At 65.7% G+C, this 22794-nt stretch carries 20 protein-coding genes; 18 read left to right on the forward strand and 2 right to left on the reverse strand.

Annotated elements, in window-relative coordinates; all coding sequences use genetic code 11:
- Positions 1-24 precede the first annotated feature (24 nt).
- From OIS50_RS04770 to OIS50_RS04785, 4 genes are all read left to right on the forward strand, one after another.
- The gene (locus OIS50_RS04770; protein WP_264693186.1) at positions 25-315 is read left to right on the forward strand and encodes a hypothetical protein; all 291 of its coding nucleotides are present in this window, start codon (positions 25-27) and stop codon (positions 313-315) included.
- 229 nt (positions 316-544) lie between these two features.
- On the forward strand, positions 545-892 hold the full coding sequence (locus OIS50_RS04775) for a hypothetical protein (protein WP_264693187.1): 348 nt from the start codon (positions 545-547) through the stop codon (positions 890-892).
- A 2-nt stretch (positions 893-894) separates the two neighbouring features.
- Positions 895-1161 carry a hypothetical protein gene (locus tag OIS50_RS04780; protein WP_264693188.1) on the forward strand — a complete coding sequence of 89 codons (267 nt, stop codon included), beginning with the start codon at positions 895-897 and terminating at the stop codon, positions 1159-1161.
- An 85-nt stretch (positions 1162-1246) separates the two neighbouring features.
- Positions 1247-1573 carry a DUF4326 domain-containing protein gene (locus OIS50_RS04785; protein ID WP_264693189.1) on the forward strand — a complete coding sequence of 109 codons (327 nt, stop codon included), beginning with the start codon at positions 1247-1249 and terminating at the stop codon, positions 1571-1573.
- A gap of 98 nt (positions 1574-1671) precedes the next feature.
- On the opposite strand, the gene OIS50_RS04790 is transcribed toward OIS50_RS04785, so the two are convergent.
- Positions 1672-2253, reverse strand: coding sequence for a hypothetical protein (locus OIS50_RS04790; protein WP_264693190.1), 582 nt, complete (start codon positions 2251-2253; stop codon positions 1672-1674).
- Positions 2254-2559: 306 nt separating this feature from the next.
- Here OIS50_RS04790 and OIS50_RS04795 point away from each other — a divergent pair, with 306 nt between their 5' ends.
- The 7 genes from OIS50_RS04795 to OIS50_RS04825 all read left to right on the forward strand — a co-directional run bounded on the left by OIS50_RS04795 (position 2560) and on the right by OIS50_RS04825 (position 16691).
- Positions 2560-4275, forward strand: coding sequence for a hypothetical protein (locus OIS50_RS04795; protein ID WP_264693191.1), 1716 nt, complete (start codon positions 2560-2562; stop codon positions 4273-4275).
- A gap of 3 nt (positions 4276-4278) precedes the next feature.
- Entirely contained in the window at positions 4279-11844 is a 7566-nt protein-coding gene (locus tag OIS50_RS04800) for a hypothetical protein (RefSeq protein WP_264693192.1), read from the forward strand.
- 97 nt (positions 11845-11941) lie between these two features.
- Complete coding sequence (locus tag OIS50_RS04805; protein WP_264693193.1) at positions 11942-12223, forward strand: hypothetical protein; 282 nt, start codon at positions 11942-11944, stop codon at positions 12221-12223.
- Positions 12224-12934: a hypothetical protein gene (locus tag OIS50_RS04810; protein WP_264693194.1), complete on the forward strand. Its 711-nt coding sequence runs from the start codon at positions 12224-12226 to the stop codon at positions 12932-12934.
- Entirely contained in the window at positions 12931-13311 is a 381-nt protein-coding gene (locus tag OIS50_RS04815) for a hypothetical protein (protein ID WP_264693195.1), read from the forward strand. Before OIS50_RS04810 ends, OIS50_RS04815 begins: the two co-directional genes overlap by 4 nt.
- A 3-nt stretch (positions 13312-13314) precedes the next feature.
- Positions 13315-14691 carry a hypothetical protein gene (locus OIS50_RS04820; RefSeq protein ID WP_264693196.1) on the forward strand — a complete coding sequence of 459 codons (1377 nt, stop codon included), beginning with the start codon at positions 13315-13317 and terminating at the stop codon, positions 14689-14691.
- Positions 14691-16691, forward strand: coding sequence for an Ig-like domain-containing protein (locus tag OIS50_RS04825; protein ID WP_264693197.1), 2001 nt, complete (start codon positions 14691-14693; stop codon positions 16689-16691). The genes OIS50_RS04820 and OIS50_RS04825 overlap by 1 nt, the downstream gene beginning before the upstream one ends.
- Here the strand turns inward: OIS50_RS04825 and OIS50_RS04830 are convergent.
- Complete coding sequence (locus tag OIS50_RS04830) at positions 16663-16845, reverse strand: hypothetical protein (protein WP_264693198.1); 183 nt, start codon at positions 16843-16845, stop codon at positions 16663-16665. The two genes, OIS50_RS04825 and OIS50_RS04830, sit on opposite strands and share 29 nt — an antisense overlap.
- A gap of 60 nt (positions 16846-16905) precedes the next feature.
- On the opposite strand from OIS50_RS04830, the gene OIS50_RS04835 reads away from it, so the two are divergent.
- The 7 genes from OIS50_RS04835 to OIS50_RS04865 all read left to right on the forward strand — a co-directional run bounded on the left by OIS50_RS04835 (position 16906) and on the right by OIS50_RS04865 (position 22745).
- On the forward strand, positions 16906-17184 hold the full coding sequence (locus OIS50_RS04835; protein WP_264693199.1) for a hypothetical protein: 279 nt from the start codon (positions 16906-16908) through the stop codon (positions 17182-17184).
- Between the two features lie 15 nt (positions 17185-17199).
- Complete coding sequence (locus OIS50_RS04840; RefSeq protein WP_264693200.1) at positions 17200-19605, forward strand: pectate lyase family protein; 2406 nt, start codon at positions 17200-17202, stop codon at positions 19603-19605.
- A gap of 61 nt (positions 19606-19666) precedes the next feature.
- Positions 19667-21082 (forward strand): right-handed parallel beta-helix repeat-containing protein, encoded by a 1416-nt coding sequence (locus OIS50_RS04845; RefSeq protein ID WP_264693201.1) that lies wholly within the window; start codon positions 19667-19669, stop codon positions 21080-21082.
- 19 nt (positions 21083-21101) lie between these two features.
- Positions 21102-21548 (forward strand): hypothetical protein, encoded by a 447-nt coding sequence (locus OIS50_RS04850; RefSeq protein WP_264693202.1) that lies wholly within the window; start codon positions 21102-21104, stop codon positions 21546-21548.
- Positions 21545-22033: a hypothetical protein gene (locus tag OIS50_RS04855; RefSeq protein ID WP_264693203.1), complete on the forward strand. Its 489-nt coding sequence runs from the start codon at positions 21545-21547 to the stop codon at positions 22031-22033. The genes OIS50_RS04850 and OIS50_RS04855 overlap by 4 nt, the downstream gene beginning before the upstream one ends.
- Positions 22024-22335 (forward strand): hypothetical protein, encoded by a 312-nt coding sequence (locus tag OIS50_RS04860; RefSeq protein ID WP_264693204.1) that lies wholly within the window; start codon positions 22024-22026, stop codon positions 22333-22335. The genes OIS50_RS04855 and OIS50_RS04860 overlap by 10 nt, the downstream gene beginning before the upstream one ends.
- Positions 22332-22745, forward strand: a complete 414-nt coding sequence (locus OIS50_RS04865; RefSeq protein WP_264693205.1) for an N-acetylmuramoyl-L-alanine amidase — start codon at positions 22332-22334, stop codon at positions 22743-22745. Before OIS50_RS04860 ends, OIS50_RS04865 begins: the two co-directional genes overlap by 4 nt.
- Positions 22746-22794: the final 49 nt, after the last annotated feature.

The following is a 22794-nucleotide window of genomic DNA, read 5'->3' on the forward strand; positions in this document are numbered from 1 at the left end:
CCGTCACGTACATACCCCAACACTATGCCAGAAGAACAAGACTTTGCAAGAATACCTTTCCCGCCTGAGTATGCGGCCGAAGCAGACCGTATCTTACAGTACGCTCACCGTCGCCTGTGGAGCTATATGCGGGCAATGGTGCAGGTGACGGAAGGGATGCCCGACCGGAAGTACTATAAGTCGCCGCGTCAAGTATTGCTTCTGGCTATTCACGCGGAGGCAGAGAAGATTTCCGCCGATGCGATGGCAGCGTTAAAAAGCGAACACGCAGTCGAAGATTTACTAGCCGACCTCGGCATTGAACCAGAGAAATAAGATGGAGGCTAAATTCATGGTAGGCACGACCCAGCCCTTCGCGACCTGCCGCCCTGTTCAGGGCTCGAACAAATACCGCTGCGCTCATCACCGTCGCGCATCGCTTGTGGTGAAGGATATGGACGAGGCGGATGCCCGCGCCTTTTGCGCCAAGCACAAGATTGATTTTCCCGGTTAGCCTGAAAACCGCTTACCGCCCGTGAAAACCGCTTACTAACCGCCTGCACCCGTGAAAAACACTTTATACATCGTCAAGCAATCCAGCGGCTCCTACGACGATTATATCTCGTGGCCGGTAGCCGCCTTCACCACCAAGCAAGCCGCCGAGGCTTGGGTCGCCGCCGCCAATGCAGCCTTTGCCAAAGACGTAGAGCGCCGCGTTGGCTTGTACAAGGAGTACGAGAAGGAGTACGACGCGCTAGTGGAGAAACACAAAGAGAATAAGTGGGAGTCGAAAGAGTGGAGGCAGGAGTACGAAGCACTGGACAAGAAGTACGCCGACCGCCTCGACCCCTACGACAAACTGCACGAGTACAAGTTGGTAAAGGAGCCCATACCGCTAAACCCTGCAATCTAGCCATGCACGACTACGGAACCCCGCTTACCCTCGACTACCTAGAAGGCATCATTCGTGATGCCATACGCCACAACCCGCGCATGAGTGGGTTCTTTGGTTTCGACCTCGCGTGGGAAGTAACTGGCAAACGCCACAAACTCATCACCCGCCGCCGCAACGGGCGCGTGGAAATCCAGCGCATCCGCTACGTGCCGCGCACGCCCGAACTCGGCATTGACTGCGACTACTACCGTGGCCCCATCTACATGACCAACGCACCCGGACTATGAAACCCCTGCTGCTCTGCCTCGTGCTCGCCCTGCCCGTGGCGCTGGCCCTTGCCAAGTCGAAACCCCAACCCGAAGCCCTGTTTGTATGATAACGGTCGTCAGCCGTCACTGGCACAAGCCCAAGGAAGGGGAGACGGACTACTACGTGGGCCGGGGTACGCCGCTCGGCAACCCGTTCTCACACCTCGAAGGCGCCAAAGCGCAGTTCAGGGTGGGTTCCCGCGACGAGGCGGTTGACTGCTACGCGGCGTGGCTCAGGCAGAAGCTGGCTGACAAAGACCCCGACGTATGCGGCGAAATGAACCGTATCTTCTCACTGGCAAAGGAAGGCCCGGTCAACCTGCTTTGTTACTGTGCGCCCCAACGCTGCCATGCGGGCGTGATAAAGGAGCTGATCGAATCGAAGCTGTAAACAAAAGCCCGGCCTCTGCAAAGAAGCCGGGCTTTTGCTTGGCGCCGCGTTTGGCAGCCGCCGCGCCTGCTACGTGGGTAAGCCGTGCGTAAAGATACTCACGGGGCCACGCACACCGGGCACATCGCCCAGCTCGTCAGGTCGGCGCTGCGCCCCGTGGTGGCCGCGCACATGCCGCTCTTGCCCGCCGCGCAGCCGACGGCCCGCATACACAGCAGCTTGCCGCCCACCTGCTGCACCAGCGTCGGCAAGCCCGCCCGGCGCACCACCTGGTAGACGGCCCGCACCTGCGCCCGGCGGTAGGGCACCGCGCCCAGCGCCCCGGCCTCGGCCCGGATGCCGGTGAGCACCCCGTCCGCGCCCCACTCGTTGCGCACCACCCGCAGGTACTCCGAGAAGTGGTAGTGGGTCTGCGCGTCGCTGTCCTCGTCGGCCCACGTCAGCAGCAGGAGCTGCCCGGTGGCGAGGCCGTCCCACTCGCTCGCGGGCACGGGGCGGGCAATCACGCCCTCGCCCGCCCACAAGGCCGGGGAAACGCTGTTGTCGGGCACGGGGAACAGGCAGCAGCCCGCCAGCACCTCGGCGTCGGTCAACACGCTCAGCAGGCGGGCATCGGTCAGGGGCGACAAAGACGCGGACAAATCCAAGTCGGCGGGGTAAGCGGGAGCGGCAAGCGGCATAATAAGCGGTAAGAAATGAAGGGTAAGAAAAAGGGTAAAAACGCGAAATCAACTCAAGGGCGGCCGATCCGCAGCGGCCGTTACGAATATAGACACCCCGCTACGCTTGCATGAAGGAAAGATGAAGATTCTTGAAAAGTTCATGTTTGCCAAGCGTTAAATGCACCGCCCGAACCGGCGTTTTTTCGGGCCGGCCCCCGCCCCGCCGGGGCCAACAAACTGAGGCTTAGCGGCCCCGCGCCGGGCGGAATTATGCAAGCCGCGCAAATACCCAAACGTTCTGCATTTTGCGTACCTTGACAGCATATGGCGCTCCTTTCCCTTTCCGAAGCTGCTCCGGCTTCGCCCGGCCGGGCGGGCACCGGCCTGGCCTACACCTTGCCTTCCGATAACTCAGCCGCCCGCATTTTATTGCAGGGCGAACAGTTGCGCGCCGCCGCCCGGCAGCGCGCGGAGATGGCGCGGGCCAAGGCCAACAAGGAAGAAGCCTCCCGCCTGCTCTCCGACATGAATCTCGACCTGAAAACCGGCGAGGAGTACCAGCAGCTCATCTACGAAAAGCTGGCAAAGGAGAAGCAAAACGAAATTCTGCAATCCTACCAGCAGAACCCCGGCGATACGTTGGGCAACATCGCCCGCGTGGCCGAAGCCAAACGCTCTTTGGCCTACGAGCGCGACCGGGGGCTTGCCATCCACGAGGAGCGGATGCGCCGCATCAACGCTGCCCGCACCGACACGGAGCGCAATGAGGACGTGTACACGGCCAAGCTGATTGGAATGCAGAAGGACGCTGCCGGCAACTACCTCAACCCGTCGGCCTTCCGCCCCGAAGCCTGGAACGACCTCGATAACGACGCAAGCACCTTTAATGCTCCGGTTGTAATCAGCAACGCCATCAAGGGCTTCAAGGCATCGTCGGATGCCTATGCGCGCGCTGGGAAAGCCGGCGGCACGCACAACACGGCGACGCTTACCTCCTTGTTTTATAAGATAGACAAGGACGCGCAAGGCCGCCCCGTAGTCGCCCGCCACGCCGATGGAACCGAAATAATCAACATCACACCCGAGTCGCTGGGCGTGCTTAAACAAAATCAGCGGTTCAACGTGCTGCTGCAAGACCGGGTGAAGCAGTCGGGCGAGTCAGAGGAGAGGGCTGCCGCCTCGCTCATCGGCCCTTATGCGTATTACCGCGAAACAGAAAACGAAACGCGCAACCGCGCCGTGAAAACGGGCGGCTCGGGTCGCGGTGGCGCGCCCAAGTACACCCCGAACGCGGGCACGCCCAGCGGCTACGGCAACGTCGGCTTCCAGACCCAGGGCGACCAAGGCCGGCAGGGCGGCCTGCCCACGCTCTACCACGAGACGGCCCCGACCCGCACCAAGAGCAACGGCGACATCGTTCCCTACACCTACAAGCAGGCCCAGCACCGCACCTACATCGTGCAGGTGCCCGGCCGCAACGCCGAGCTGGTCACCAACAACTCGCAGCCGCAGAACCTGCAATACGGCGAGGTGATTACCGCCCTGACTTCTTCCACCGGCAAGGTGTACCACCCCACCGACCCGGCCATCGCCGCCGACCCCAAGCGATTCGAGCAGTGGATGCGCGAGACGCGGGCCAAGTACCCCTCCCTCAAGCTGCAAGCCTACGTGCAGGCCGCACCCGTCAAGGGGGAAAACGACCTCGGCAGCGAGGAGGACTACTACCAATCCTATAAAGCGGCCGAAGACGCCGCCGTGGAGTCCGACCCTTACCACAAGCGGAAGGCCGAGGTGGCGCTGCGCGCCCTCGCCCGCAAGGAATACGCCAAGCGCGACGCCTCCTACCTGATTCCGCTCGCGGGCGACGAGGAACGCCGCCTCTACGCCTACACGGGCGAGGCATACAAGCAAACCGCCGCCCAGCGCGCCAAGGCCATCAAGGAACTTGACGCCCGCACCCGCCCCGGTAGCCAAGCTGCCGCCCCCAAGTCTTCCACTTCCACCGCGCCGGCCAAAAAGTCAACCGGCGTGAAATGGTAACCCATGCCCGATCCGCAACAACCCGCTGGCCGCGCCCGCCTGCAAACCCTGCACGCCTTTCTGGTCAAGGAATACGGCGACGCACCAACCGACTACAACACATTTGAAACGAAGCTGCTGGAAGACCCCGCCCGGATGCAGGGCCTATACCAGCAGCTCAGCAAGGACGGCGCGGACGTGCCGGGCGACTACGCCACCTTCGAGCTGAAGCTGACCGAGGGGCTAAAAAAAAAAGAGTCCGGCTCCGCATCCGTTACGCCTGCGCCCGCTTCGCCGCCTACTGGCACGCCTGCACCGCTTGGTTCTACGGCTGGTGAGCCGGTAGCCGACACGCTCGCTCAGGCGGGCGAAAGCGAGCAGGACGCGGCCTACCGTTTGCAAGCCGAAGCCGAGCAGGCCACGGGCGCGCTGGGCACGTTCATGCCCCGCGAAACCGTGCCCACCCCCGAATCGCTGGCGGGCATCAAGCAAGCCTCGGCCGAATACGACGCCGAGCAGGCCGCCTTGCAGCAAAAGCGCGAGGACGACTACTACCGCTCCTTGGCAATAACCGGCGCGATGGATCGCTTCGGCGTACCCGGCTCCGGCACGGTGCTGCAATGGCTCTCGGATTTTTCCACGGGGGCCTACAACAACATCGTGCCGGGTACGATGCGCAACTTCGCCAACCTGCTCGAAGGCACGGGCGATCTGGTGCAAAGCCGGGGCGCGCTGGGCGAACCCGCCACCGACGACAAGTGGAGCGACGAGCTGGCCGATAAGTGGCGCAAAAAAGCGGCCGAGCTGCGCGCCTACCTGCCGCCCGCCTACGAGCAGGACGTGCTGGAACACCCCACCTCGGGGGCCGCGTGGACGGCCCTCGCCTCGTCGGCGTTCGGCTCGCTTTCCAAGATGATGATTGCGGGCCGCGTGGCCGGCGCGCCCGGCGCGATGCTCGTGGGCGGGGCCGATGCCTACGGCGGGGTGTACGACGCGGCTGAGCAGGCCGGGCTTAACGACGACGAGAAAGCCGTGTTTGCCACCGCCCTGGCCGTACCCCTGATGCTGCTCGATAAGGTGGGCCTCGAAGGTGTTCTGGCGAAGAAAGCCGCGCAGGCGGGCCTTGCCAAAGCCGTGCTGCGCGAAGCAGGGGAGGACTTGAGCGAGAAAGGCATCGCCGCCGCCGTGGGCCGCGTCATGCCCAAGCTGGTAGCCGCCGCCAAGCAAACCGGCCGCACGGTGCTGCAAGGCGCCAAAACCGAGGGCGTCACCGAGGCCGCGCAGTCGGCGGTGGAAAACGCCACTTACTATGCCTACGACGCGGCCAGCGGCAACCTCGGCCAACCCAAGGGCAACGGCTCCTTCGGCACGCTGGAAAACGGCTACGGGCAGGGAGCCCTTGATATTCTCAAGCAGGCGGGCATCGAAGGCTTGGTGGGCACGGCAATGGCGGGCTCCATCGAGGGCCTGAAGCTCGACCCCGCTACCAATCAGGTCAGCACTGCCGATGGGCAGGCCGCGCCGCAGGAGCTAACGGTAACGCTCTCCGACGGCACGCCCGCCGTGGTGCGCCCCGTGGAAGTGGCCGCCGCCCTGCAAGCGGGCAAAATCGAAGCCGCCGTACAGGCGGGCAAGCTCAAGCCCGAGCACGCCGTTGAAGTTATCGAAGCGGCGGGGCTCGAAGTGCCCGAAAGCCTGCGTACATTGGTAGAAACCGCGCCCGAGGTAGATGAACAACCTGTTGCCGCCCTTGACGAATCCGAGCCTGCTGAACTCGCTGTACCTGGAACCGCCGACGTGGCAGTGCCCGCAGATGGAGGGCTGGCACCAGTACTTTCAGGACAAAGCGCGGATGCAGTCGGGGCACTACCCGAAGAAACCCCTGCCGCGCCGGAAGCCGCGCCCCAACCTGCCGAAACAAGGGTAGGCGAGGAGTTTCCCATCGTTCGCATCGACCAGGCAGACTTCGACCCCGCGCAGCCCAAGCCGCACGGCCTGTACGTCTCCACGCCCGCCGACCCCGCCAACTTCACCAGCCCGTTCGAGGACGACGGCGACACCCGCTACACGGGCGTTGCCCGGCCGAAGAACCCGCTGCGCCTGACCGAAACCACCGTGCGCCACGCCCGCTTCGGCTGGCGCGAAACCGGCGCGGCCTCGGCCGGGGTCGCCGCGCTCAAAACCCTCGTGCCCGAAGCGGAGTTCAGCCGCCTCGCCGCCCTGCCCAAAGCCGAGCTGGCCGCCGAGCTGGAAGCCCGCTTTCCTGGCCCCGACTACGGCCGCTACCACGACAGCTACGAACTGCTGGAGGTCTACGGCGCGGAACTGGCCCGGCAGGCGGGCTACGACGCGCTGATCCTGCCCGATAGCCAGAGCCCCGACCTGAGCGAAGCCGTGCTGCTCGACCCGGCCGCCGCCGAGTGGGACAACCGCCCCGCGTCTACAAATAGTGGACAGGCCCCGGAAAGCGGACAGGGGAATTTGCCCGCCGACAACGCGCCCACCTACGCCGCCCGCGTGGGCCGCAGCACGTACTCGGTGCAGCTGGCCGAAAGCGGCTGGGTCGTAACCAACGACAAGACGGGGGCCGCGCTCAGCGAAGGCAGCAGCCAGTACAAGGCCGCCGTCAAGCAGGCCGAAGCCGCCCGCAGCCAGCAGGAGCAGGAGGCAAAGCGGGAGAAAGCCCACAACTCCCTCGTGGCGACCGTGCAGGAGTACAACAACCTCGGCGGCACGCAGCGCAACGGCAGGCAGGGCGCGCAGCTCCGGCAGAAGATTGCCCAATTGGCGGCCGAATCCGGCCTCGTGGCGAAGCTGCGCGGCGACGGCAAGTATTCACTCACCACCCAGGACGGCAAGCGCGTGACGAGCACCAAAGCGGCTACCACGCTCACCTCGCCCGCCACCTCCGCCCCGCTCGCCGAGCGCCGCCCCGAAGTGCAGCAGGCCACGCGCGAACTCGTGGACATGATCGACGGCAACGCCGCCACGATGCTGCCCGCCCTGAACTTCAAGCAGCTCGGCTTTACCAACGCCCGCGACCTGCAAGCCGCCGTCAAGGACGTGCAGCAGGGCAAGCACACCAAGCGGGCCGAAGCCCTGATCCAGCGGGCCGAGGAGGCGGCCGAGCGCGGCTACTTCACCGTGGACGACCCGCTTATCGGCCCGTACCCGGTGTATACCGGCGAGGCCGCCCGCCCGAGCGACATGCGGGCGTGGGGCGAGGATACCCGCTCGGACGAAGACATTGCCGACCTGCTGGCGGCCGAGCCGGACTTCGCCGCCTTTATCGACTCGGTGGTGGCCGACGAGGAGGGCAACATCGACTTAAACAAACTGGCGGACAAGCTCAACGGCCCCGCCGCCGCAAACTTATTGGGCGCGGAGGCGGTAAACTCCGAAGCATTCCAGAAATTACGCACCTATGCTACCGAGCAAACCGCAGCCAATCGACCAGCCGGGGCCGCACCCGACCCCGCAGCCGCTCCCCAACCAGAAGCAGATCAACGCGGTGCGCAAACTCCGCGAGTTGCTGCTGCAAGCCAACCAGCCGAAGTAAGCGACCGCCTCGCCGCCATCGAGCAGGAGCGCCAAGCCGCTATCGAGGACTTCAAGCGCCTGCTTAAAAAGCCCAAGACGCAGCTTAACAGCTCGTTTATCGGCCTCGACCCGGACATTGCCATTGCCGCCGCCCGCATCGTCAAAACCTACGTGCAGGAAGGCGTGGTGCGTGCCGAGGACGTGATTGCCCGCTTCCGTGCCGAGGTCGGCAACCGCGAGGAAACGACCCTTTCGGACGACGACTTGGCGTTGCTCGTGCAGATGGTGCAGGGCCGCGCCGCGCAGGCTGCCACCTTGCCCCAGCCGGAGGAGGCCCCGCTCACCGAGAACGCGAAAACGCGCCGCTCAATGGAGCGGTACGCCGCCGATCCCAACTCGCCGGAAGGGCTGGTGGAGCGCATCAGGGAAACGGGCCTCGACAAGTACGAGCCCCGCTCGCTCGCGGACGCGGAGGCGTTCGTGGAGCGGCAGATGCAGGTACTCAGCTTAAACGACGCCATCGACGCGGCCGTGAGCGGCACCCTGTTGCGCAACGGCGACACCCGCACCGCCCTGCGCGTAAAGGTGCTCAACGTGCTCAACACCCAAATCGACGCGGCCCTGGAGCGCGGCGACCAAGCGGCGGCCGACGCCCTGCACGAGAAGGCGTTCGAGGTAGCCGAGGCCATTGCCAAGCGCGGCACCGACCTCGGCCAAGAACTGAACGCCTACAAGCTGCTGGCGGCGGCGACCCACTCGCCGGCATCCGTCGTGGTGGACACCCAGAAGGCCGTGCGCGAGCAGCGCGAAAGCAAGCTCGGCAAGGCCCGGAAGGTGGTAGCGACCGTTGCCAAGCGCGCCCGCACGGCCAAGAAGAAAGCCCTCGACGCGGCGCTGAACACCGCCGCCGTGCAGGACGCCGAAGCCCGCGTGGTGGAATGGCAGCAAACCGGCTCCAAGCCCAAAGCCGACCCGGCCTCGGCCGTAGCCCCCGACAGCCCAGCTTACGGGGCCACCAACCGCTACTTCACCAAGCAGGGCTACCAGGACTTGAAAAAGCGCCTGAAGGGCTTGGCGTTCTCCACGCCCCTGCCGCCCGATTTGGTGTACCTCGGCGCTTACCACATCGAGGCCGGGGCCCGCCGCTTTGCCGACTTCTCCAAGAAGGTGCTGCGCGACGTAGGCGCCCGCGTCAAGCCCCACCTCGCCCAACTCTACGAGGAAGCCAAGGCCGAACTCGTCAGCCGGGGCGCGGCCATCGACGGCACCGAAGGCCCCGACGGCGTGGCCCTCGCGCTGGAAAAGGAGCAAGCCGCCGCGCTCGCCAAACGCGTGGTGAAGCTCGTGGAAGACAAGGACGGCGACGTGCAGGCCGACCCCACAAAGCGGATGCTGCAAACCCTGCTGAAGAAGGTGCAGCAGAACCTACCCAAGACGCCCAAGCAGCCCAGCCTCACGCAAGCGCAGCAGGTGGTGGAAGCCATCGAGCGGCAAGCGGAGTTCGCCGCCGTGTGGGAACGCGCCAAGGCCGACACGGAAGCCCTGATCGACAACCTGCCCGACACCTCCTCGGCGCAGAAAAAGCAGATGCACGAGGCGCTGGAAGACTTTTACCAGGAAGTCATCGGCCAGCCCTACGCCGACGCCCAGCTCACGGGCGCGGTGAAGGAGGGGCTGAAAGGCGCGGACGTCAGCCTCGACCAGCTCGCCCGCGAGTTCCTGGTCGACGAGCAGCAGGCCGGCAAGGACTTGGCCGCCTACCTCGTGAAGCGCGCCCGCCTCAGCCCGCAGCAGGCGCAGTACTACGCCGCCGTGGTGGAGGAGGAGTTCGCCAAGCAGCTCGAAGCCAAGCGCGCCAGCATCCTCGACGGCATCTACAGCCGCCTCGTGCGCTACCGCCTGCCCAATAAGACCAGGACGGCGCTGGAAAAGGTGCAGGAGTTGTTTGCGCTTTCGCCCACCTCCGACGAGCGCATCGTGGGCCTCGTGGCGAAGGAGCTGGACTTGCCGGAACTCACCGTCGAGCAGGTGCAGCAATTGCGCCAACTGGCCGCCAAAGCGCAGGCCGCGCCCGAAGGCTGGCAAAAGATTGCCGCCACCGAAGAACTGCTCAAGGCGCAGGCCCGCGTGGCGGGGCTCTCCTTTATGGACATGGCAAACGCCATGTGGTACGCGCACGGTCTGATGGGGCCGAAGACGCACGCCATCAATATGTATACCACGGGCCTCGCGGTCTTGGAGGAGAATATTATCTCCACCTTGTACCAGCTCGGCCGTACGCGCAGCCTGGCGGCTTTCGCGCCGTGGCGCGGCCTGACCCACGGCTTTGCCCAAGGGGCGCGCGACGCGGGCTACGTGTGGCAGACCGGCCACAACGTTTACAGCGATTACAAGGTCGAGGTGCCGTCCGAGCTGGAGGTGTACCGCGCCCTCGACCCGGCCACCGCCTCGGGCGTCAAGAAGCTGTGGGCCTACCTGAGCAAGTACCCCGAGCTGCTGCGCTACGTCGGCCGCGCCCTGCGCGCGGAGGATGCCTTCTTTACGGGTGGGGCGAAGGAGATGCGGGCGTGGGAATACGCCATGATGGAAGCCGACCGCCAAGGCAAGGGGCAGCCCACGAAAGCCATCTGGCAGCAAGCCAGCGAAACGCTTTACGGCACCAAAGAGCGGTTCGCCGCCGCCGAGCAGCAGGCCAAAGCCGAAGGCTTGCAGGGCCGCGACTACAAGCGCCGCGTGTTTGAAATCGTGGAGCAAAGCCGCCCGGCTGCCCTGCGCGAAGACAGCCTGCGCTGGGCCCGCCGCACCACCTTCAACTCCGCGCCCAAAGGCACGGTAGGCGCGCTGGCCGGCGTTATCAGCCAAGCTACCCGCCTGAGCATCTACGGGTTCCGCCCGCTCATGTTTCTTGCCCCGTACACCCGCGTACCGGCCAACATCGCCAACCGGGCGCTGGAATACACCCCGCTCGGCTACCTTCGGGCCATCAAGGGGGGCATCGGCTTCCACAACAAGGCGTACGGGCAGTTCTACGACCCCTACACCCCGGAGGAGAAATCCAAGGCCGCCATCCGCGCCACGGCGGGCCTCGCCCTGATGGCGCTGTTCTACGCCTGGTCGCACGACAAGGATGAGGAAGGGCAGCCGCAGCTCGAAATCACCGGCTACGGCCCCCGCGACTTCGCCAAGCGCCAGCAGTGGATGCAGGCGGGCAACCGCCCGTACAGCGTGCGCAAGCGCGGCTCGGGCGTATCGGTCAGCTACCAGGGAATGCCGTGGGCCGCCGCGATGGTCGCGGCGGGCACCATCCGCGACATGGAGCAGTTCGAGGGCAAGACGTGGGCTGACCGCGATATGACCGACCGGGCGTTTCTGCTGGCGGTAAAAACGGCGCAGTACAACATGAACCTGACCAGTACGCGCGGGCTCTACGAAGGCTTGGACGCCTTCAACAACCCGAACTCCGACGCGCTGCTCAAGTACGGCAACCGCCTCGTGGGCAACTCGCTGAAAAACTACCTGTTGCCGGGCGGCGCGCTGACCACGCAGCTGAGTAAAACGGCGCAGAACATCGCGGAGATGCCCAAGAAGGAGGTAAACGGCATTCTGGATGTGATAGTGCAGGACATCCCGTTTGCCCGGCGCGGCCTGACCGACGCCGTGGATGCCTTGGGCGAGCGCATCGTCGTCGATACCGACCGCGTGTTCGGCGAGCCCCAGCCGCGCTCGGCCGAGTCGCAGCGGATTTGGGCGGTGTTGCTGAAGAAGCGGGCGTTTATTTCCATACCCGACCGCCGCACGCTGACCATTGCCAACCTCGAAACCCGCACCGAGGAGCCCGCCACGCCCGAGCAGTACCACGACTTTCTCGTGGCGCGCGGCGAAATCCTGCGGGCCCTGCTCGGCAAGCAGTTGGCGCTGATCGAGCGGTCGCCCCGGCCGAGGGCGCGCAAAATCGTCAGCAGGGCCACGCGCCTCGCCGGCCAGCGTGCCAAGATCAAGGTGTTCGGCCCCGCCGCACGGGTGAAGCTCCCCGAAGAAGATGAGTATTAAACCACTGCTGTAGCAGTACGCAAACGTCAGAGCGGGCCGTCTAGTCCGCTCTGATTTTTTTGTACCTTGTTATCACACCGCTACACCACCGCCAACCATGTCCAGCCCCGCCTCTTACGACGCCCCCGTGTCCGAGCCCGCGAACTTCCTCACCTACGCCTCCCTGACCCGCCCCTCGGTGTGGCCCACGGCCACGCTCGACAAGGCGGTGAAAGCCGGGGCCGTGGCCCAGACCCGCGAGGGACTACCGGCCAAGTGGGGCTTCGCGGATGAGCTGCACCGCCGCCACGCGGCCGGGCTGACCCACCCCGCCGTCAACGCCGCCAAACTCGCCCACGCCGCCGCCGCGCTCTGCGACGACGGTACGCCCCGCCTGTAAATGCTGAACGCCGCCGCTGCCCTGCTGGCCCAAACCTACGCCCGCCACCGCGCCCGGCCCGACCTGCACGGGGCGAGCGAGGCGTTTTACCGCTTCTGGCTGCGGCTGGCCTCGGCCCGCGCCGCCCTCAAGGAAGGCAACAACGTCGCAGCCGCGCAGCACCTCAAGCGCCTGCCCGCCCCGCGCGTCGCTGCCGCTGAACTGACCACGCCCGCGCAAGGGTGGCCGTGGCTGCAACCCGGCGTGAGCTACGAACTCAAGGCCCAGGAAGCCACCGTATACGCCGACCTGCAAGCGGGGCCGGGGCAGGCCCTCACCGCCCGCTTCCGCCGCCCCCAAGACCCGACGTGGCGCGCCTGCGGGGTCACGCAGGCCGCCGTGCGCGCCACCATTGCCGTGCCGCTGACCGCCGCCGACGGCCTCTACGAAGTGGAGGTGCGCGTGAGCAGCGCCGTCGCGGCCCGCCTCTTTATTCCCGTCTACCGCCGCGTGGAGCAGCAGGTACGCGCGCAGGTGCGCCGCTACACCGCCTTGCAGGTCGCCAAGCCCCAGCGCCTGCCCGACGCCGACGCCGAGCGGCTCGCCCTGCACCGCGCCCTGCTCGCCGCCGCCGACCTCGGCCAGCCCGAAAAGGCCGCCGTGTACGCCGCCGCCCTCGCCGCCCTGCCCGGCGAAGCTACCCCCACCGCCTTATCGCACCTCGCCCCGTGAGCCCCCTGAACTGGAACGCGGTGTACGCCGCCGCGCAGCGCCGCATCATGGAACTGGCCGACGCCGCCCTGCTCGCCAAAGAGCGGGGGGTGGATCAGCTCGCCCACGGGCACTACCGCCGCCTGCTCGACCTTGCCGTGGGCCTCGACGCGGTGGCCGTAGACCAAGACGCCGCCTCGGCCGCGCAAACCACGGGCTACCTCGTGGAAACCTACGGCCTCGCGACGAGCGAGCTGAACGCGTGGGGCCAGCCCGGCGTGCCGCCCGTGCCCGCGCAGGGCGGCAAGGTGGTGCCCAGGATTCTGTTTCTCAACGGCCGCGCCCTGCACCTGCACGGGCGGCCTTTCTGCGTCGGCTACGGCGTAATCCCTGCTTAACACATGGCTGACAACTTCATCGAAATCAAGCCCGACGACCCGCTGTTTGTGCGGCCGGCGGGCGTGCCCATCGCCGAAAACGAGGGGGTAATACTGACCAACGCGGCGGGCACCCCCACCTACATCGACGACATCAGCGAGTTGCGCAAGGTCATTGCGCCCGCCCCCATCATCAAGGCGGCGGCCCCGACCAGCGCCGACCCCGGCAAGCCCGGCCAGATGTACTACCACCAGCAGGGCACGGGCAAGACCAGCGTGTACACCTTCACGGGCCAAGGCGCGACCGGCTGGCAGCTCATCGTGGAAATCGGCGCGCTCTCCGCCGCCGTGTTTACCGCCACCAAGAGCTTTACGGCCGTCTGCGGCGAGGGCACCACGGGCGCGAGCGTTACCCGCGAAGCCACCCGCACCTCTACCCAGGACCAGGCCGACGCCGACAAGCTCGCCCTGCAAGCCGCCAAGGAGGCCGCGACGGCGCTGCTCGTCTGCACGCCGGTTGTCAACACCAGCCCGATCACCGTGGGCCTGCAAGCCTCGGCCTCGGCGCTCTCCGACGGCCAGTCGCTCTCGCTCACGCCCACGTTCGACCTCGCGCCGGGCACGGCCGTTACCGTGGAGTTCTTCAACACGCAGAACGGCGTACCGAGCAAGGTGGGCGAAACCAACGGCGACGTGCTCACCCTGACCCCGCCCGTGGGCAACCACGCCTACACCGCCAAGGTAACGGCGGGGCCGCGCACGGGCACCTCGCCCGCCCGCAACGTAACCGTGAGCGCGGTGAACGCGGCCCCCTCGGGCGCGACGCTGCAACTCTCCACGCCTTCGACCTACGTGGGCACCAGCGTCACGGCCACGGTCAACGGCACCGACGACAAGGGGCTGACCAAGGCCGAGCTGTACGAGGGCAACGTGAAGGTGGCCGAAAGCACCACCCTGACCGCTTCGGGCTTCGCCCTGACCTACACGCCCGCCGCCACGGGCACGAAAGCCCTGAAGGGCCGCGTCTACGACCAGCAGGGCCTGTTCGCGGAAACCGCCGTGCAGAACCTCGGCGTGCAGCCCGCCCCGCTCTCGTTTGACACCATCATCGACGAGAACACGGCCGGCGCGGTCGTGTACGGCCAGAGCTTCCAGGCCGAGTTCAAGTCGCTGGTGTTCTCGGCCAACATCGGCACCAAGCTCCGGCTCAACGCGGCCGACGTGGTGGGCGGCGACCCGGCCTTCGCCGTGATGGCGCCCTCGGTCAGCGGCGCGCAGATCGGGCAGGTGAGCCTGCACCCGAACACCCTGGGCAAGCCCTGCGCTTTCGTGCATAACGGGCAGACCTACGTGACGACCTTCCAGAACACGCCCGACGGGCAATTTACCAGCATCGGTTAATGGCTTCCATCCCGCAGTACTTCTCCTACGTTATCTGGAACGCGCCCACCCTGACCATTGCCGGGTCAGGGGCGGGCACGCTGCCGCCTTGGTTTACCTTCGCCAACGTCGGCGGCATCTACGAGCCCTCCGTCAACCGGCAGGGGCACGTCGCCTCCAAGCCCGCCAACGCCACCCCCATTCTTAACTCCTTTGCCGGCGTGAAGACGCTGGTAAAGGGGCAGGTGTACGAAATCTACGCCAAGCAGGCGTTTACAACCGGCAGCGAGTTGCTGCTGACGATGCCCGACCAGGCACCCGCGAACCAAGCCCCGTCGGTGGCCCTCTCTCTGTCCACCACCAACGTTACGGCGGGCCAGCAGGTCACGGCTACGGCCCTGGCCTCCGACTCGGACGGCACCGTAACGAAAGTGGAGTTCTACAACGGCAGCACCTTGCTCGGGGAGGACACCGTTTCGCCGTACGCCTACTCCTGGTCGCCCGCAGCGGGAGCTTATAGTATCACGGCCAAGGTCTACGACGACAAAGGAGGCAGCAACACCTCCTCGCCCGTGACGCTTACGGTAAACGCGGCGGTGGTAACCCCCACCGTTACGGGCATGAGCCCGGCCAGCGGCCCGGTGGGTACGTCGGTTACCTTCACGGGCACGGGCCTGAGCCAAATCCAATCGGTGTCGTTCGGCGGGGCCGGGCAAATCACGGTATTGGTAAACGGCGCGGGCACGCAGCTCACGGCCGCCGTGCCTGCGGGTGCCAGCTCAGGCAACGTGCTGCTGAACTACCCCGGCAATTCGCTCACGGCGGGCGTGTTCACGGTAACGCCAGCGGCCCCGCTGCCGGTGGAGTACATCGCCTTTGGCAACTCCATTACAGCAGGCTACGGCCTTACCAACCAATCCGACCGCTGGGCCGACCAGGCGGTAACCTTGCTGAGTGGGTCGGGCGTTACGCTCCGCTCGGTGCTGGGTTACCCCGGCCAGAACATTACCTACCTCAAAGCGCGGGTATCGGACGCGCTGCAACCCCTGCGCGACAGCAGCAAGGAGCAATGGGTGTTGATTCAGGAACTCACCAACACCACCACGGACGGCACCGCTGCGGCGAACGTGTACGCGCAGCTAGTCGAGTTGCAGCAGCAGGTAAAGGCGCTGGGCTTCAAGGTGGCCTCGTTTACCATGACGCCGCTGGATACGAGCACGCCGCTGCGCAACCAGCAGGCCGCCGATATTGCCGTACTGCAACGCAGCAACGTGGGCAGCAACGGCTCGGACATGGTGCTGGACATTCGTTCAAGCCAGTACTTCAACGAAGCCGCCGACAGCAACGACACGCGGGTTTTCAACCCGGATAAGCTGCACATCGCCCCCGATGGCTACAAGGTCATGGCGCAGCTCGTGAACAAGGCCCTGCGCCTGACCACGAAGACGGGCGTGGTAACCATCAGCGAATACACGCTGCCCGTCATCGCCCCGCCCCCCATCCCCGTAGAAGACGTGGTTTGGGCGGGCTTCACCACCGGCATCAGCGCCACGGGCAACACCCTGAACGCCACCACCGACGGCGGGGCCTACTCCACGCGGGCGGTGAACTTGCAGACCAGCGCCACCGACAGCTACTACGAGTTCACTATCGACGACATTGCGCGCGGCGACCAGTACGTAACGGGCTTTTCCGACCACGCCACGGCCGCCTCTGACTTTGGCGACCACCAGATCAGCGTCCACATCTTGTCGGGCCAGATACGCGCCTTTGGCTCGGCCAAAACGGGCAACTGGTACAACGGCAACAATGGTTCTGGCATGGTACCCGGCGACAAGGTGCGGATTACCCTGCGCAAGAACGGCAGCGAATCGAAGGTGATTTACTCGATCAACGGAACGCAGTTCGACGAGGTGGCCCTGCCGGTCATCAGCGGGCCGCTACGGGTAGACGCGGCCTTCCTGGGCGCGGGCGTACTCGCCAGCGCCAAGATCAGCGGCCCGAATTTGGTAACCGCTTAACCGCTGCCGCCGCCTGCTGCTGGTCGGCTTCTTCGTGGGCCAGCAGCACGGCGTACTCCTCGTCGTCCAAGGGATAGGGCGCGGGCTTGTAGTTGGGGTGGGAACTAAACACCCAGGCAAACAGGCGGCGGGCGAGAGGTAGAATCTTGAGCATACCGCAAACCTACGCAGAACCCGCCCTGAATGGTTGCCTAACCCGCTAAAAAAACCGCCGATGGCGACGATTACGAACCTCAAGCAAACCTTCACTTATCGCGGCAGCGGCCTCCTGCTCACGGAGGCCGCTTTCCTCGGCAACGTGGAGAAAATCTTCCGCATGACGGCGCAGGGCAACTTCGCCCCGTTCGTGCCCGGCTCGGCCTTCAACGCCTTCACCCGCCTCGACGACGGGGTGGCCTACGTGCTCTTCAGCAAGCAGGTGCCCTACGAGATTCCCACCACCGAAGCCAAGGGCGCCCCCACGGAGTTCGTGCTGCTCTCGGAACTGACTTAACGCCCGCCCCTACGCATGGCAACCGCGCAACGCAAAAACGACTTTTACTACGGCATCCTCGACGATTTGACCGGCGAGGCGCTTACCTACGCCAAGGTCACCAAGTGGGCCAACGGGCAGGCCATGACCGACTCGCTCGTGGACGGGGCCATCTACAAGAAGATCGGCACCGAGTACTTCAAGCGCGTGGTGCAGGGCCCGGTGAACGTGCTCTCGCTCGGCGTCAAAAACGACGACAGCACCCGCAACCAAGCCGCCCTGCAACGGGCGATGGAGCTGCTGCCGCCCAACACGACCTTCTTCTTCCCGCAGGGCACCTACCGCTTCGGCCCGCTGCCCGCCCGCTACAACTGCTTCGGCGTCACGCCCGTCGCCATCCACATCTCGGCCACGGGCGCGCACTTCGTGGGCGAGCAGGAAACCGTGTTCAAGTTCGACGAGGGCTGCATCGGCGTACAGCTCAACGGCGGCACGGCGCGCGGGCTGTGGAAGTCCGAGAACATCCGCTACATCGGCCCCGGCTCGGACTCCCTGCTCGAAGGCCGGGTGCTGCACACGGGCGCGACCAAGCCCAACGGGCAGCCCAACCCCGACGCGGGCCGCACCCTCGGCGACGCCTCGCTCGACTACGAGAACTACCAGTTCAACGGCATCAACGGCTGGGGGCAGTTCATCCTCCACAACTGCGACGTGCAGCAGTTCTCCGGCCACGGGGTCTGCATCTACGGCTCGCCCGAGGTGTACATGCCCGGCGTCAAGTTCGACATCACGGGTACGCTCTCGCCCTTCCAGCCCCCGGCCAACCAGTTGTTTACCCCCGACGACCCCGGCGACCAGTACCGCGTCGGCAACGGCTGGAAGGTAACCATCAACGGGGCCACGGCCCAGAACACGGGCTACGTCAACCAAGGCTTCGCCATCAACCTCGTGGATTTGGTCACGGGGGCCCCCATCCCGAACATGCCCACCTCGGGCAAGTGGACGGCCACCATCGAGCCGCGCGGCGGGGCGCTCATCGCCGACAACTCCCAGATCACGGGCGTCTGCAACTTCGACTACAACGGCGGCTGCGGCCTCTACATGGTCGGGGCCGACGGCAACCAGACCAACGTGGTGGGCTTGTCCGTGCGCGAGAACGGGCTGTGGGGCATCGACGACAACTCCTTCCTCGGCTCGGGCTTCTACGGCTGCCACGGCACGCGCAACGGCCGCCGCATCAACAAGCTGGCCATCAACAACATCTTCGGCCACGACTACCTGCCCATCGGCTCGTTCCGCACCCGCTCGCTCAACGCCCGCTCGTTCTGGTCGTTCTGCTACTCCGAGCAGGGCAACCAGGGCAACAGCTTCGTGGAAGCCAACTCGGTGGTGATCGGCGGCCTCGACGGCCAGCCGTGGGACGGGCCGGGCCTGGTCATCATCGGCTCGCAGATGAACAACTTCGGCATCGGGCGCTTCGGCTTCAACCGCGAGGGCCTGACCTTTACGCCCACCCGTGACCGCTACGTGGTGCTGCAAGCCACGGTGGAGCTGCGGGCGGGCAACCAGCTCTGGTTTACCATGAACTCGGACGCGGACGCCAACCGCATCCCGGCCGTGGGCCAGAAGGTCAACGTGCTCAAGCTGGAAGCCACCATCCTCGAACGCCAGGGCCGCTCGTTCCGCTACGGCCCGCCCGAGCCCTACCAGCCCACCTCGGGCACCTGGCCGGTGGCCTTCACGGAGCTGAGCACCAACCCGCAGAAAGACATGCTCCGCTTCCGCGAGTCGGCGGCGGGGGCGTGGGTGTTCGGCTACGGCGGCTCCGACATCGGGCAGGGCGAGCAAAACCGCCTGACCTTCGCCGAGGCCGGCCACGTCGTCAGCGAGCGGGTGATACCCGTGCCGGGCCTGCACACCAGCCACCGCTACCTCGGGGCGCGGCTGGAAACCGTGGCCGCCACCCCGCAGGCGTTCTACGACGCGCTGCCCGCCGGCGCGGCCGTGCGCGTCAACGACCAGGTAAGCGCCGCCTCGGGCGCGGAAAACAGCCCGCTCGGCTGGGTATGCGTGCAGGGCGGGGTCAAGGCCAGCCTGCCCGCCGGCGTCACGGCCAACGGCAACGGCCCCACCTTCCAGCTCTCGCAGGGCTGGGCGGCGCTGGGCATCGCCAACGGGGCCTACCTGAAAATCGGCAACTTCGTCTACCAGGTAACGGGCTTCGACGGGCAGAACGGCGTGTACGTGAGCCCTGGCCCGCAGGACTACAGCCAGGGCCAGAGCGTGCAGTACGCGACCCCGAAGTGGCGCCCCCTGGGCACGGGCCTCGGCACCACGGCGCAGCGCCCCAACCTGGCGGGCTTCGCCGGGCCGTGGCCGTACTTCAACACCGAACTCGGCAAACAAGAGGTCTGGACGGGGAGCGCCTGGGTTTTTAACTAGCCCGGCCGGGGAGCCGGGCACCGCCGAGGATTTTACGATTACCGCCGTTACCGCTTCGTAAATGCCCAACACCGTCACCGTTACCGCCACGACCACCCCGGCCTCCGGGGTGGCCCTGGAGTACCAGCACCCCAACACGCAGCAGTGGCAGGACAGCCCCGTGCTGACGGGCGTGAGTACGGCGGCCTACGCGGCGGGCGTGTTCAAGGTGCGCCTGAAAAACACGCCCGCCTTCGTCAAGGCGTGGCAGCAGGAAGTGGTGGTGCTCGACCCCCGGTTCACCCTCGGCTACTACCAAGGGCCGCTGCCCAAGACCTACCCGCCCTTGCCCCGCCGCCCCAAGCCGACAAGCTGGGAAACGGGCACGCAGGTTATCAGCCCGAGCGCGAGCGGGCAGACGCTGGTCATTGAGAACCGCAACTTCCACAACAACAACGCCGGCCAGCCCGCCCTGAAGGTACACGCCAACGGGCTGAGCAACTGCACGGTTATCGTGCGCAACTGCAACTTCACGGGCTTCGCGCCCTCCTGCCTGTTGGAGTTTTGGGGCCTCAACGCCTCCTGCACCCTCGACGTGTACAACTGCGGCTTCTACGGCTACCAGACGCCGAGCGGGCAGGCGGGCTACCCCGGCAAGGGCATCGACCTGCTGAGCAGCGTGGCGGCCACCACGACGCTGCGCAACAATTACTTCGAGAACATCCTGGGGATTCTCGTGGATCGGTACGGCTCGCAGACGAACCTCTTGACGATTCAGGGCAACTACCTGCACAACGTGCAGAAGCTCGACCAAAACGGCAACACCGACCAGTACGGCAACGGCATTCAGCTCTTGCAGTGCTTCGAGGTGACGGCCGACGTGCGGTTCAACTACATCAAAAACGAGCCCGGCCAGTGCTCGCAGCAGGACGGCATCAATTTGCACGGCACCTCGGGCCGCCCGACCCGCCGGTTGCGCGTGCAGGGCAACATGCAGCACGGGCTCTACATCCACCCCTCGACCAGCAACAGCACGGGCTCCTCGATCACCACCGACAACGACCTGCAATCCGACGCGGTGGGCAGCAAAGACCCGCACTACGTGGACGTGATCGAGAACTACTCGGCCGGGGCCACCTTCGGCGGGTTCAACCTCGCGGGCGGCTACGAGAACCGTATGGAGCGCAACGTGAACGTGAGCACGGGCCGCAAGCCCGACGGCACGGCCAACGGCTCGCACTCGCAGGGCCTCTCGCTCTACAACTACCTCAACCGCCCCGCCGCCTACTACCGCGACAACGTGGTGAAGGATAACCTGCTCGGCGTGTTTGCCACCAACGGCACGAGCCGCAACGACTTCGGGCAGGACGCGCCGGGCGCGCAGCAACTGCTGTTTCCCAGCGCCTTTATCACGCAGGCCAACCAGGACCGGCTCTACCACTTCTGGCGCAAGGACGCCGAGGACGCGGGCGTGGCCGTGGGCCTCGTGTCCGTCTAATCCTTCGTAACTTATAGCCATGCCCCCGAATGCTCCGCGCCCCCCGCGCACCGTTACGCACTCTCCCGACGAGCGGCTGGATTTTCTCATGCTGCGCTTCGAGGAGTTTAAAGACTGGCAGGGCCGCGTCGATCAGCGGCTCGACGAGAACGACCGCAACATGGATGCCATGAAGCACCAGATGCAGGGCATCGCCACCGGCCAGAAAGACCAGATCATCCTCCTGCAAAAGCTGGAGCTGCTGCTGCGCGGGCAGCGCGAGCCCGGCCTGGAGCGCCCCGGCCTCACCGACGACTTCAAGGACATGCAGAAGAAGTGCGAGCACCTGGACTCGCGCATCAACGGGTTGGACGACTGGAAAAAAGGCGTTGTCAACCGGGCCATCGGCTACGGGGTGGGCGCGGGGATAGGGGGCGGCAGCTTTGCCGTGGGCGTCAAATTACTCATCGAACTCCTCACCAAATGAAGCACCTGCTCGCCTGTTTCGCCTTCGCCGCCTGCGCCGCGTGCGTACCCACCAAGCCCGTGGCGGAAGCCCCGAAGCCCCGCGTGGAAGCCCCGCAAGCCCCGGCGCCAAGCCCCGCCGCCCCGGCAGTACCGCTTACGGGGCCCGAGGCCCGGCAGTACCGCAAGAACCTGAAGGCCGAAAGCAAAGCCGCCGCCCGCGTGGCGAAGGCCCAAAAGCCCGCCGTGCCCAAAAAGGTAATCGTCGAGGACGGCGCGTTTGCGTGGGGCGAGCAGGCCACCGCCGAGGCCGACAACTCGCAGGCCAAGGACAAGTCCGTGCGCAAGCAAAAGCCCGTGACCAAGGACAAGTCCAACGTAAAAACCAAGCCCAACCACAGCGTCAAAAGCGGCCTGCCAGCGGGCGCGTACATCCTCGGCGGCCTGTTGCTGCTGTTGCTGCTGGTGCTGGGCCTCCACAAACTAATTCGCGGACGGTGGCTGTAAACCAGTTTTTCAAGGACGCGCGCGGCGTGTTCAACATCTTCACCGTCATTGCCCTGCTCGCGGGCCTGACGGTGGTGGGCCTGCCGTGGTGCATCGTCCTGCAAGGCTATCCCAACCCCGAGCGCATCGACACGCTGGCCTACGCCAACTTTTTTCTGGTGCTCGCCGCCTCGGTGGGCGACACGCTGCTGTCGCTGATTATGGAGCGCGGCTTCTGGCAGGCGCGCAAAGCCCCCGAGAACGTGAACGTGCAGACCGGCGAGCACCCCGTAAACAACCAACTGCCCGACGACGAAGCATGAGGCGCATTGATTACATCGTGGTTCACACCACGGCGACCCCGCAAACCGCTACGGTCGAAAGCATTACCCGCTACTGGCGGGAGGTAAAAGGCTGGCGAACCGTGGGCTACCACAAAGTCGTGCCGCCCAACGGGGCCACCGTGCGGTTAGCGCCGGACAGCGCCGTTACCAACGGCGTGGCGGGCCACAACAGCAACAGCCTGCACGTTAGCTACATCGGCGGCGTTGATGCCAAAGGCCGGGCGCTGGACAACCGCACGCCCCAGCAGAAGGCGGAATTGGAGCGTATTATCACGGCGTGGCTGGCGCTGTACCCCAATGCCAAGGTGGTGGGGCACCGCGACTTTCCCGGCGTGAAAAAAGCCTGTCCGTCATTTGATGTCGCCGCGTGGTGGGCCAGCGTGAAGTAGTCGAAAAATAATTGCTCCTCACAGCCAATTACTTCTGTAATTGCTGTAC

It is taken from the genome of Hymenobacter sp. YIM 151858-1 (assembly GCF_025979705.1).
Lineage (GTDB): Bacteria > Bacteroidota > Bacteroidia > Cytophagales > Hymenobacteraceae > Solirubrum.